This is a genomic window from Hyphomicrobiales bacterium (genome assembly GCA_016710435.1).
Classification (GTDB): domain Bacteria; phylum Pseudomonadota; class Alphaproteobacteria; order Rhizobiales; family Aestuariivirgaceae; genus Aestuariivirga.
Map to the genome: position 1 here is coordinate 1,161,034 of JADJVV010000001.1, position 11,871 is coordinate 1,172,904.

14 protein-coding genes are annotated in these 11,871 nt (G+C 64.1%); 8 read left to right on the top strand and 6 right to left on the bottom strand.

What is annotated here, in order from left to right; translation table 11 throughout:
* Nucleotides 1–9 precede the first annotated feature (9 nt).
* Nucleotides 10–663, bottom strand: coding sequence for a polyhydroxyalkanoate synthesis repressor PhaR (gene phaR / locus IPM06_05625; GenBank protein MBK8769893.1), 654 nt, complete (start codon nucleotides 661–663; stop codon nucleotides 10–12).
* Between the two features lie 186 nt (nucleotides 664–849).
* Here phaR and IPM06_05630 point away from each other — a divergent pair, with 186 nt between their 5' ends.
* The 8 genes from IPM06_05630 to IPM06_05665 all read left to right on the top strand — a co-directional run bounded on the left by IPM06_05630 (nucleotide 850) and on the right by IPM06_05665 (nucleotide 6,721).
* Nucleotides 850–2,022 (top strand): acetyl-CoA C-acetyltransferase, encoded by a 1,173-nt coding sequence (locus tag IPM06_05630; GenBank protein ID MBK8769894.1) that lies wholly within the window; start codon nucleotides 850–852, stop codon nucleotides 2,020–2,022.
* A 114-nt stretch (nucleotides 2,023–2,136) separates the two neighbouring features.
* Nucleotides 2,137–3,192: a hypothetical protein gene (locus IPM06_05635; GenBank protein ID MBK8769895.1), complete on the top strand. Its 1,056-nt coding sequence runs from the start codon at nucleotides 2,137–2,139 to the stop codon at nucleotides 3,190–3,192.
* Between the two features lie 58 nt (nucleotides 3,193–3,250).
* Complete coding sequence (gene phbB / locus IPM06_05640) at nucleotides 3,251–3,976, top strand: acetoacetyl-CoA reductase (protein ID MBK8769896.1); 726 nt, start codon at nucleotides 3,251–3,253, stop codon at nucleotides 3,974–3,976.
* Between the two features lie 17 nt (nucleotides 3,977–3,993).
* Nucleotides 3,994–4,590: a heme ABC exporter ATP-binding protein CcmA gene (gene ccmA, locus IPM06_05645; GenBank protein ID MBK8769897.1), complete on the top strand. Its 597-nt coding sequence runs from the start codon at nucleotides 3,994–3,996 to the stop codon at nucleotides 4,588–4,590.
* Nucleotides 4,587–5,252 (top strand): heme exporter protein CcmB, encoded by a 666-nt coding sequence (gene ccmB, locus IPM06_05650; protein ID MBK8769898.1) that lies wholly within the window; start codon nucleotides 4,587–4,589, stop codon nucleotides 5,250–5,252. Before ccmA ends, ccmB begins: the two co-directional genes overlap by 4 nt.
* A gap of 23 nt (nucleotides 5,253–5,275) precedes the next feature.
* Nucleotides 5,276–6,007, top strand: coding sequence for a heme ABC transporter permease (locus IPM06_05655; protein MBK8769899.1), 732 nt, complete (start codon nucleotides 5,276–5,278; stop codon nucleotides 6,005–6,007).
* Nucleotides 6,007–6,153 (top strand): heme exporter protein CcmD, encoded by a 147-nt coding sequence (ccmD, locus tag IPM06_05660; GenBank protein MBK8769900.1) that lies wholly within the window; start codon nucleotides 6,007–6,009, stop codon nucleotides 6,151–6,153. Before IPM06_05655 ends, ccmD begins: the two co-directional genes overlap by 1 nt.
* A 1-nt stretch (nucleotide 6,154) precedes the next feature.
* On the top strand, nucleotides 6,155–6,721 hold the full coding sequence (locus IPM06_05665; protein ID MBK8769901.1) for a DsbE family thiol:disulfide interchange protein: 567 nt from the start codon (nucleotides 6,155–6,157) through the stop codon (nucleotides 6,719–6,721).
* Between the two features lie 36 nt (nucleotides 6,722–6,757).
* Here the strand turns inward: IPM06_05665 and IPM06_05670 are convergent, their stop codons facing one another.
* From IPM06_05670 to IPM06_05690, 5 genes are all read right to left on the bottom strand, one after another.
* Complete coding sequence (locus IPM06_05670; protein MBK8769902.1) at nucleotides 6,758–7,201, bottom strand: winged helix-turn-helix transcriptional regulator; 444 nt, start codon at nucleotides 7,199–7,201, stop codon at nucleotides 6,758–6,760.
* A gap of 312 nt (nucleotides 7,202–7,513) precedes the next feature.
* Nucleotides 7,514–8,089: a septation protein A gene (locus tag IPM06_05675; GenBank protein MBK8769903.1), complete on the bottom strand. Its 576-nt coding sequence runs from the start codon at nucleotides 8,087–8,089 to the stop codon at nucleotides 7,514–7,516.
* A 16-nt stretch (nucleotides 8,090–8,105) separates the two neighbouring features.
* Nucleotides 8,106–9,683 (bottom strand): signal recognition particle-docking protein FtsY, encoded by a 1,578-nt coding sequence (ftsY, locus tag IPM06_05680; GenBank protein ID MBK8769904.1) that lies wholly within the window; start codon nucleotides 9,681–9,683, stop codon nucleotides 8,106–8,108.
* Complete coding sequence (mtaB, locus tag IPM06_05685; protein MBK8769905.1) at nucleotides 9,680–10,954, bottom strand: tRNA (N(6)-L-threonylcarbamoyladenosine(37)-C(2))-methylthiotransferase MtaB; 1,275 nt, start codon at nucleotides 10,952–10,954, stop codon at nucleotides 9,680–9,682. The genes ftsY and mtaB overlap by 4 nt, the downstream gene beginning before the upstream one ends.
* Nucleotides 10,951–11,817, bottom strand: a complete 867-nt coding sequence (locus tag IPM06_05690; GenBank protein ID MBK8769906.1) for a diaminopimelate epimerase — start codon at nucleotides 11,815–11,817, stop codon at nucleotides 10,951–10,953. The genes mtaB and IPM06_05690 overlap by 4 nt, the downstream gene beginning before the upstream one ends.
* Nucleotides 11,818–11,871: the final 54 nt, after the last annotated feature.

Consider the following 11,871-nt stretch of genomic DNA (forward strand, 5'->3'; position numbering starts at 1 on the left):
CGAGCCGGTCTAGCGGTTCAGCTGGTCGATCTTCTGCTGCATGGCGGCGAGCTGGTCTTTCAATGACTGCAACTCGTCCTTGCTCGGGCCGCTGCTGGCCGCCGGCTTTTCCGCCGGGCGTGACGGTGGCGTGAAGGGATTCTGGAACCCCGTCCCCATTCCCGGCATCGCGGCGCCGAACGGCGTGAACATCTTGAGCGAGTCCTGGAACAGCTGCATGTTGCGCTTGGCCGCGTCTTCCATCGTCTTGAAGGTGTCACCGCCAAAGCTGTCCATCATCTGCTTGCGGACCTTGTCCTGTTCCTTCATCAGGTTGCCGAGCGAGAATTCGAGGTAGCCGGGCACCATGCCCTGCATGGAATCGCCGTAGAAGCGGATGAGCTGGCGCAGGAAGTTGATGGGAAGCAGATTGTTATCGCCCTTGTTCTCTTCCTCGAAGATGATCTGGGTGAGCACGGTGCGGGTGATGTCCTCGCCGGACTTTGCATCATAGACGATGAAGTCCGAACCGTCCTTCACCATCCGCGCCAGGTCCTCCAGAGTCACGTAGGTCGACGTCGCCGTGTTGTAGAGGCGGCGGTTGGCGTATTTCTTGATGACGGTGGCGTTGCGGGGCTGTTCGGACTTGGACTGGTTGGCGGAGGTCGGGTTTTCGTCGGTCACGGGGGCTCGTCTCCAGAACGCAATTTCCCGGCCCGGAAGGGCCGTGCACTGCGAAAAATCTGCTCTTTGCACCGCACATTTGCAAGTGCAAAAAACTTCGGCTTACGTATACAAGTCCTATGTCGCATTGCGGCAATTCCCTTGCCGTGGTCATGTGCCTAACCGGTCTATCCCCAGGAGTTTTCCATGTCTGACGTCGTCATCGTCTCCGCCGCCCGCACGCCCATCGGCTCCTTCAACGGGGCGCTTGCCTCGCTCACCGGCGCACAATTGGGCACCATCGCCCTCAAGTCCGCCATGGAGCGCGCCAGCATTGCCCCTGACGACGTGAACGAGGTGATCCTGGGTCAGGTCCTCACCGCCGCGCAGGGCCAGAACCCCGCCCGCCAGGCCGCCATCCACGCGGGCATTCCCAACAGTGCCACCGCCTGGGGCCTGAACCAGGTGTGCGGCTCGGGCCTCCGGGCTGTGGCCCTGGCCGCCCAGCAGATCGCCGATGGTTCCGCCAAAATCGTCGCGGCAGGTGGCCAGGAGAGCATGTCGAAGTCCGCTCACGCCGCGCATCTCCGCGATGGCGTGAAGATGGGCGACTGGAACCTCGTCGACACCATGATCAGGGACGGCCTGTGGGATGCCTTCAACGGCTACCACATGGGGACGACCGCCGAGAACGTGGCCCGGCAATGGCAGATCACCCGCGAGGACCAGGACGCCTTCGCCGTCGCCTCGCAGAACAAGGCGGAAGCAGCGCAGGCCGCAGGCAAGTTCAAGGACGAGATCACGCCTGTCACCATCTCGGGCCGCAAGGGCGACGTGGTGGTGGATGCCGACGAATACATCAAGAAGGGCGTGACGCTGGATTCGGTGACGAAGCTCCGCCCCGCCTTCGCCAAGGATGGCACGGTGACGGCCGCCAATGCCTCCGGCATCAATGATGGTGCGGCAGTGCTCATGCTCATGTCGGCGGCGGAGGCGGCCAAGCGCGGTCTGACCCCCCTCGCCCGCATCGCCTCGTCTGCCACCGCGGGCGTCGATCCTGCCCTCATGGGATCGGGTCCCATTCCTGCTTCGAAGCTCGCCCTGCAGAGGGCGGGCTGGAAGGCTGCCGATCTCGATCTCGTGGAAGCCAACGAAGCCTTCGCCGCCCAGGCCTGCGCCGTGAACAAGGAGATGGGCTGGGACACCGCCAAGGTGAACGTCAACGGCGGCGCCATCGCGCTCGGTCATCCGATCGGTGCCTCTGGCGCGCGTGTCCTCATCACCCTTCTCCACGAGATGAAGCGCCGCAACGCCAAGAAGGGCCTGACCACGCTCTGCATCGGCGGTGGTATGGGAATCGCCATGTGCGTCGAGCGCTGAGGCGCGGGACCTGTTGAAACGGGCCGGGGCGCAGCACATGCGCCCCGTCACGCCTGCACCCGGACTTGCGATGGCAGCACAGCTGTCTAGAATGCAGCCGGGGAGACATCATACATGAACGACCGCGATCTCGTCGCCATTCGCCAGGCCGGGTTGATCGACCAGAAACAGTTCGACGCCATCGCGGCATTTTTGCACCATCAGCCTGCTGCGGTGCAAGCACCGCGTTTCGATCTCACCCATCTCCTCTGGTATGCCGGTGCCTTGATCGTCATCGCGGCGATGGGCATCTTCACCAATGAGGCCTTCAACCGCATGGGCGGCATGGCCCTCATGCTCTGCGGCATCGCTTATGCCCTCGCCTTCGCCATCGCGGGACATGTCCTGTGGAACAGGCCGGGGCTGCGCACGCCCGGCGGCCTGCTGATCGCCGTCGCCGTGGCCATGGTGCCGCTCATCGTCTACGGCCTGCAGGACTGGCTGCAGCTCTGGGACTACGCCCAGGGCAATCCGGGAGACTACAACGACTTCTATCCCTATGTGAACGGCAGCTGGCTCTACATGGAACTGGCGACGGTGCTCGTGGGCATCATGGCCGTGGCCCGCTACCGCTTTCCCTTCATCCTGATGATGGCTGCCGTGGCGCTGTGGTTCATGTCCATGGACCTCGCCCTGTGGTTCACCCGTTCACCGCTCGCCTATGGCGATTTCGACACGCGCCGCGCGGTCTCGATGTGGTTCGGCCTCGCCCTGATGCTGGCCGCCTGGATCGCCGATCTCCGCCGCAAGGACGGCCCGGACATGACCTTCTGGATTCACATCGCCGCCGCTGCGGCCTTCTGGGGCGGACTGAGTCTTCATGACGGCGGCACGCAACTCGACAAATTCCTCTACTGCCTCGTCAATGTTGCACTCCTCGCCTACAGCCTCTTCATCGACCGGCGCATCTACGCCGTGTTTGGCGCGCTCGGCATCGCCGGTTATCTGGGCTACCTCGCATCTGATGTGTTCCAGGACACGATCATCTTTTCCTTTGCCCTCTCGGCCATCGGCATTGCAGTGATTGCGGTGGGGCTTTTCACCCACAAGAATCGCCCGCGCCTGAAAGCCTGGTTCGACAGCGCCCTTCCCTCCGGCCTGCGGAGCCTGAGGCCGCGTCCCGCTCCCTAAGTGGGATTGTCTGCCACCCGTTCCGTGGCTAGTCTTTCGCCACAACAGGAGGAACGACATGGCACGAGTGGCACTTGTTACAGGCGGATCGCGCGGCATCGGGGCCGCCGTCTCCAAGGCGTTGAAGGCGACGGGCTGCAAGGTCGCGGCAAGCTATGCCGGCAACGATGAAGCCGCCCAGGCCTTCAAGGCGCAAACCGGCATTCCCGTCTTCAAGTGGGACGTCTCCAGCGCCGAAGCCTGCGCCGCCGGCATCAAGCAGGTGGAAGCAGAGCTTGGCCCCATCGACATCCTCGTCAACAACGCCGGCATCACCAAGGACGCCATGTTCCACAAGATGACGCTGGAGCAGTGGCAGGCAGTGATCAATACCAACCTGAATTCCCTCTTCAACATGACGCACCCTGTGTGGGGCGGCATGCGCGACCGGGGCTTTGGCCGCATCATCTGCATCTCCTCAATCAACGGCCAGAAGGGCCAAATGGGGCAGACGAACTATTCCGCCGCCAAGGCCGGTGAAATCGGCTTCGTCAAGGCACTGGCCCAGGAAGGTGCGGCAAAGAACATCACCGTGAACGCCATCTGCCCCGGCTACATCGGCACCGACATGGTGAAGGCCGTGCCGGAGAAGGTGATGAACGAGCGCATCCTGCCTTTTATCCCCGTGGGCCGCGTCGGCGAACCGGAGGAGATCGCCCGCGCCGTCGCCTTCCTTGCCGCCGATGATGCTGGCTTCATCACAGGCGCCACGCTGTCGGTGAACGGTGGACAATACATGACGTGAGGCGCTAAAGCGCGGCCATGAAACTCGTTGCCAACGCGCTCGCCTGCGAACGGAACGGGCGCGTTGTCTTTTCCGGCCTGTCCTTCGCGGTGGCTGCGGGACAATATGCCGAACTGCGCGGCCCCAACGGCTCCGGCAAGTCATCGCTGCTGCGCCTCCTCGCAGGGCTGGTGCCGGCTGCTGCGGGAGCGGTTGCCGCCGAACCCGCAGACGGGAAGACCCTGCCGCAGTTCTGCCACTACGTCGGTCACCACGATGCCCTGAAGAATGCCATGACGGTGCGCGAGAACATCGCCTTCTGGTCCTGCATGCTCGGCGGCAAGGGCGATGGCGACTGCCTTGCGGCTTTCAAGATGCAGCGCCTCGCGGATGATCCGGTACAACTCCTCTCTGCAGGCCAGCGCCGCCGCCTGTCTCTCTCCCGCCTCCTTGCCGCTCCCCGCCCCATCTGGCTGCTGGATGAACCGATGACGGCACTCGACGTCGAGTCACAGAAGACACTCGCAGGCATCGTTGATCGGCATCTTGCGGAAGGCGGCATCGCCCTTGCGGCGATCCACGGCGAGGGACTGCGCAAGCCCGATCACGTCATCACCCTGAAGGGTGCCGCATGACGGGCTTTTTCACCCTGCTCCGCCGCGACCTCCTGCTCATGTTCAGGCAGGGCGGCAGCCTCGGCGCGGCGTTGTCCTTCATGCTGGCTTTCGTGGTGATGATCCCGCTGGCGATCGGCCCCGACCAGGTGACGCTCGGGCGTCTCGCACCCGGCCTCATGTGGCTGGCCCTGCTGCTCGCCGTGCTGCTGACGACCGAGCGCATGTTCCAGCAAGACCATGAGGACGGCTCGCTCGATCTTCTCGCAACGGGTGAACTTCCGCTGGAACTCACCTGCCTGGCCAAGGCCTTGGCGCACTGGCTCTCGGTCAGCCTGCCGCTCGCCGTGCTGGCGGCTCCCGTCGGCATTCTTCTCAATTTGCAGACGGGGCGCATCCTGCCGGTCATGCTGGCCATGGTGACGGGTTCCTTCGCGCTCTCGCTGCTCGCCTCCGTGGCGGGTGCGGTGACGGCCGGATTGCGCCGTGGCGGCCTTGTGGTGCCCCTTCTCGTGCTGCCGCTCTACGTGCCCGTGCTGATTTTCGGCATTGCCGCCTCGACGGGCGATCTCGGACCCTCGGGCAGTACGCCGTCCCTCCTCGTTCTCGTGGCCATTGCGCTGGTGGCGCTGGTCATCCAGCCCTGGGCCGCGGCTGCGGCGCTGAGGGCCTATTTTCGCTAGACCCAAGGCGCTAAAGAGCCCCCATGCGAACCATCGAATTTCTCGCCAACCCCAATGTCTTCATGCGCCTCGCCCGCATCATCATGCCCTGGGCCTGGTGTGCCGCTATCCTGTGCCTTGCCGCGGGTCTCTATCTCGGGCTGTTCACCAGTCCCGCCGACTACCAGCAAGGTGAGACGGTGCGCATCATGTATGTGCACGTGCCCGCCGCGTGGATGGCGCTCTTTGTCTATGTGCTCATGGCCGTGGCCAGCGCCATCGCCCTGATCTTCCGCCACCCGCTCGCCGACTCCGCCGCAAAGGCAGCCGCTCCGCTGGGTGCGGCCTTCTGCTTCCTCTCGCTGGCCACCGGTTCGATCTGGGGCAAGCCCATGTGGGGTACGTGGTGGGTCTGGGATGCCCGCCTCACCTCCATGTTCGTGCTCATGCTGCTCTACCTCGGCTATCTCGCGGTGTGGCGCGCCTTCGAAGACCCACATCGCGCCGCAGGCCTTGCCCGCGTGGTGGCACTGGTCGGCGTCATCAACATCCCCATCGTCAAGTTCTCGGTCGAATGGTGGAACACGCTGCACCAGCCCGCCAGCGTGGTGAAGATGGGCGGACCCGCCATCGATCCCGCCATGCTGTGGCCGCTGCTGCTCATGGCGCTGGGCTACACCTTCTTTTTCGTCGCGCTTCACCTCATGGCCATCGCCAATGAAATCACCGCCCGCAAGATCCGCGCCGCGCGCCTGCGGGCCATCGGAGACCACTGATGGATACCGCCTCCCCGCATTTCGGCTTCGTGCTCGCGTCCTATCTGCTTTCGGCCGCCGTGCTGGCTGGCCTTCTGGTGTGGACGCTGTGGCGCAAGCGCAAACTCGAGGCGGAAGCCAAACGCCTCCTCAAGGGCGGAGAGTGACATGAACCGCCGCACACTCATCGCCCTCCTGCCGGTTCTTCTCTTCGGTGCGCTGGCGCTGCTGTTCTACAGGGGACTGTCGGGAGATCCTTCGACGTTGCCCTCGGCACTCATCAACAAGCCCGTGCCTCCCTTCACCCTTCCAGCCGTCGAGGAGCTTGGCGTGCCGGGCCTTGCCGACGCGGAACTGAAGGCCGGCACGGTGACCGTGGTCAACATCTGGGCCTCCTGGTGCGTACCCTGCCGCGAGGAGCATCCCGTGCTGGTGGAATTGTCCAAGCGCACGGACATCCGCTTGGTCGGCATCAACAACAAGGATGATCCCGCCAACGCCCGCCGCTTCCTGGGGGCGCTGGGCCAGCCCTTCGCCGCCGTGGGATCGGACCGCGACGGCCGCGTCACCATCGACTGGGGCGGCTATGGCGTCCCCGAGACCTTTGTGGTCGACGGCAAGGGCATCATCCGCCACAAGCACGTGGGGCCGCTGACGCTGGACGAGATCAAGGGCAGCTTCGCCGCACAGATCGAGGCCGCCAAGATTGACGCCGCCCAGACACCGGCGCCCTGACGGTCAGCACAGGAAAGAATGAAGGAGATCGGCCGCCTACTGCGGGCGGCGCTTCAGCTTGACGCGGGCCGGAACGGGCTTCTCGACTTCGGCATCATCCAGCCGGTCCATTTCCATGGCCAGCATTGACAGGTTGTCGATCAGCGACTTGCGTTCGGCGACCGGGAACAGCGACAGGAGTTTCTTGTCCACGTCTTCCGCACCCGACTGCGCGGCCTTCAGCGACTTCTTGCCGAGCGGCGTCAGCTTGATGGAATTGGTGCGCGCGTCTTCCTTGGTGCGGCGGCGCTGCACATAGCCCTGCGCCATGAGTCGGGCCACGAGGTCGGCAAGCGTCGACCGGTCGATCCCGGTGATCTTCACAAGCTCCGTCTGGCTCTTGCCTTCATGGTGATCGACTGCAGAAAGCACCGTGAACTGACGATGCGTCAGCCCGGACTTGCCAGCCTGGTCCATGTAGCAGTGCACCGAATATTGCACGGCGCGTTTCAACAGATGAGAGAAAGATCGCGCAAATGTTTTTGCGTCTCTGCTGCCCGACATCGGTAACCCTTTATCCCGCCCCAGCCTGCTGTCTTGAAGCCTCCAGCCAGCCCGACTGTGTTGTCTCATGCCTGCGCGGCGGAAGCCGTCACAGAAAATAGAATTTCAATCCGGCGCGTTTCCTAGCTTTCCGCTCGTCAGCCCGCAAGCGGAAAGAAGATGAAATTGTACCTTCGCTCGCGATGACATTCGCGCCGATGCAGCGTGAATTACAAGTCTTGACTCTTGATTGGAAAGGTGTGCAGCCGATCATCCGTCAACGGATGGTTTCTCCGGGGCGGGTGCGGGCTCTTCATGCATGTGACGCGCCATGAACGGCGCATTGGCGAGCGCGAACACCAGTGTTAACCCCAATTGCCCGAAAACCTTGAATGTCACCCACTGGTCGGTTGTGAAATTGCGCCACACGGCTTCGTTGAGAAGCGCAAGAGCGCCGAAGAAAATGCCCCAGCGCAAGCTCAAGGTGCGCCATGCCGAATCGGGAAGCGACAGCGCTTCGCCCATCACGTCCTTGATGAAGAAGCGGCCATACGCCACGCCACCCAGCAGCAGCACCGCGAAGATGGCATTCACCAGCGTGAGCTTCACCTTGATGAAGGTTTCATCGTGAAGGTAGAGCGTCAGTCCGCCGAAGACGCCAACGAGAATCGCCGTCGCCAGCGGCACCTTCGCCACCTTGCCGGTGGTGACGAACGTATAGAGCAGCACGGCCAGAATCGTGACCATGAAGATGCCGGTCGCCCAGAAGATGCCGGCTTTCCAGTTGACCAGGAAAAACACCAGCAGCGGGCCGAACTCCAGCAGCTGCTTCCTGCCCTGTTTCATGATGACATTCCTGTCCCTATTTCTCGTTCAGCCCGGCAATGGCGCGGGAGAAGGCGTCTGCCTCGAAGGGCTGCAAGTCGTCAATCGATTCGCCCACGCCGATCGCATGAATGGGCAGGCGGAAGCGTTCGGCAATGGCGACAAGAATGCCGCCCCGCGCCGTGCCGTCGAGCTTCGTCATGATCAGGCCCGTGACACCTGCAACCTTGGTGAAGGCGTCGGCCTGCGCCAGGGCATTCTGACCCGTCGTCGCGTCCAGCACCAGCAGCACGGCATGGGGCGCCGCCGCATCATACTTCTTGATGACGCGCACCACCTTGTCGAGTTCGTCCATCAGGTAGGTCTTGTTGTGCAGGCGCCCTGCCGTGTCGATGAACACGATGTCGGTGCCGTCCTCCCTGGCCGCCTTCATGGCATCGAAGGCGAGGCCCGCGGCATCCGAACCGGGCGGGCGTGACACGGTCTCCGCCCCGATGCGCTTGCCCCACACGGTGAGTTGTTCAATGGCCGCGGCACGGAACGTGTCGCAGGCCGCGAACTTCACCTTGAAACCCTCGCGCGCCGCGATGGCGCCGAGTTTGCCGATGGTCGTGGTCTTGCCGGATCCGTTCACCCCGACAACGAGGATGACGAAGGGCTTCTCCGCCCCGAAGTTGAACGGCACCTCGACGGGCTTCAGAACCTTGCTCACCTCCGAGGCGAGAATCTGCTTCACCTCCTCGGGATCAATTTCCTTGTCGTAGCGCCCGTGCGAAACGGCCTTGATGATGCGCTCGGCCACGGTGACCCCGAGGTCCGCCTGGATCAGCGTGTCTTCCAGGTCCTGCAGCGTGTCGGCATCGAGCTTGCGCTTGGTGAAGATCGCGGTGATCGACCCCGTCAGCGACTTCGAGGATTTCGACAACCCGCTTTTGAGCCGCGAGAAGAAACCGCTGCGGAGTTCTGGCGGCGCGGGCGGGGAGGGCGGTGACGGAACAGGCTCCGGCACAGGCGGCAACGGCGGTGGCGGCGGGGTGATGGGTTCCGGCAAGGGCACGGGAATGGGTGCGGGTGCGGGCGGCGGAATTTCGGGCGGCGGCGGTGGAGTCGGTTGCGGCTCCGGCGACAGGCGCTCGGCACGGGGCGGCGGCGCGGCCCTGGCCTTCGGCTTGGCAGCAGGCGCCGGCGCTGCCACCCGCTTCTTTGCCACCGGCTTTTCCGGTTCGGCCTTTGCAATGGGTGCCGCCTTTGCAGCAGGGGCCTTGCCCGCCCTGGCCTTGGCGGGCGGTGTCGCAGCCTTCGCTGGCGTCTTGACGGGAGCAGGCTTCTTGAAGGGCGGCGGCGGCTCCTTCGCCTTTGCGGCGGGCTTCGGTGCACTCTTCGGCAGGGCCGGTGCCTTCTCGGCCGGTGCCTCGGGAATGACCGGAACGGGAGGCGGTGTCACCACCTCTTCAAGCGCCGGCGTTGCCACATCCTCCGCCACGACATCTGCGGCTACGGGCGTGTCCCCGGGCGTGTCCTCGGGCGGCGGCAGTGCGGCCTGCTCCACAGGCGCGGGCGCATCTTCGCCACGTCCGGTGATGCGGTTGAAGAGTTTCTTGAAGAAGCCGCTCATGCCGCAACTCCTGCAACGGCCGCAGGACCGGGAACAACATTGAGCCCATCGCCGCTTGCTGCGGTGACGCGTGTGCGCACGATGGCGCCCGGTGTCATCTGCTGGCTGAACCGCGCCAGTGCGAAATGCGGTGTGCGTCCGGTCTGCGGTGTCTCCACCAGCACGTCCTGTGTGCTGCCCACCTGCGTGGTGAGGAAAGCGGCCAGACGCTCCGCACCCTTGTTCCGCAACAGGGCCGCGCGCTCCTTCACCACAGCCTTGTCGAGGAGCGGCATGCGCGCCGCGGGCGTGCCGGGACGTGGCGAGAACGGGAAAACATGGAGGAAGGTGAGGCCGCACTCATCGATGATGCGGCGCGAATTTTCGAACATCCCGTCCGTCTCGGTGGGAAAGCCCGCGATGATGTCGGCGCCGAACACCATGTCCTTGCGCCGCGCCCGCAGGTCTTCGCAGAAGCGGATTGAATCTTCGCGGGCATGGCGGCGCTTCATGCGCTTGAGGATCATGTTGTCGCCGGATTGCAGCGACAGGTGCAGATGCGGCATCACCCGCTCCTCGCCGCCCAGGAGGTCGATCAGTTCCGGATCGGCCTCGATCGAATCAATGGAGGAAAGCCGCAGCCGCTTCAAATCGGGAACGCCGCGCAGGATGCGCGCCAGCAGGCGCCCGAGTTTCGGCGCACCGTCAAGGTCGGCACCCCAACTCGTGAGGTCGACACCCGACAGCACCACTTCATTGTGCCCCTCCGCCACGAGGCGGCGCACCTGTTCCACGGCGGCATCGAGCGGCACGGAGCGTGAATTGCCTCGGCCAAAGGGAATGATGCAGAAGGTGCAGCGATGGTCGCAGCCGTTCTGCACCTGGGCAAAGGCCCGTGTACGCCCGGTCAGGCGCTCGATCACCGGCACATGCGCTTCCTTCACCTGCATGATGTCGGAAACCGTGACACGCGGCGCCGTGCTACCGTTCCGCCAGCTTTCGGCCTGAAGCTTTTCCTCGTTGCCGAGGATACGTGTCACCTCGGGCATGGCAGCGAAGCTGTCGGCCTCCGTCTGCGCCGCGCAGCCGGTGACGATGATCTGCGCCTCCGGGTTTTCCTTGTGCGCCTTGCGGATGGCCTGGCGCACCTGGCGGGTTGCTTCCGCCGTCACCGCGCAAGTGTTGAAGACGATGGCGTTGCCGAGCCCCGCCTTTTCGGCATGGCCGCGCATGATCTCGGATTCGAACGTGTTGAGACGGCAGCCGAAGGTCTCGATGCGCAGTTCGCTCATCCCAGCAACCCCGCCGGCAGCACGCCCTCGTATTCATAGGCCAGGGGGCCGGTCATCAGCACATGGCCATTGCTTTCGTTGACAGCCATGAAGAGATCGCCACCCGGCAGCGTGACCCTGCACTTGGCATCGATCATCTTGAGGCGGAAGCCCGCCGCCATGACGGCACAGGCCGCCGTGCCGCAAGCCTTCGTCAATCCCGCGCCACGTTCCCACACCTTGAGCACCACATGGTCACGCGCCACCACCTTCGCCAGCTCCACGTTGGTGCGCTCGGGAAACAGCGGATGATGCTCGATCATCGGACCCACCTTGGCGAAGTCGACCACATTGAGGTCATGGACCCAGAAGATGCAATGCGGGTTGCCGACATTGACCACCGACGGCGAATGCAACAGCGGCTTGTCGATGGGGCCCACCTGCAATTCGATGTGGCGCGTGTCGGCAAAGGCTTCCGACAGGGGAATGTCCTTCCAGTCGAAGTGCGGACGGCCCTGATCGATGGTGACCATGAGCGGTCCGGCTTTCCTGGCTGTCAGGAAACCGCCCTTGGTGTCGATGGTGGCGGTGGAGTTTCCCGTCTCGCTCATCACGATGTCGGCAATGCAGCGCGAGGCGTTGCCGCAGGACTGCACTTCGCCGCCCTCGGCATTCCAGATCCGCATCCGCACATCCGCCGTCGGTGAACGTTCCATGACGATCAACTGGTCACACCCCACGCCGGATGTCCGGTCGGCGATGGCGCGGGCCTGCTCTTCGCTGATGGCAAGGGGCCGTTGCCGCGCGTCCAGCACGACAAAATCGTTGCCGAGGCCGTTCATCTTGCGGAACGGAATGGCGTGCGTGGCGGCGGGACTGGACATGACGCTGGACATTGCGCGCCTTATATGGGGAAAGGGCCCCCAAATCCAACGGTA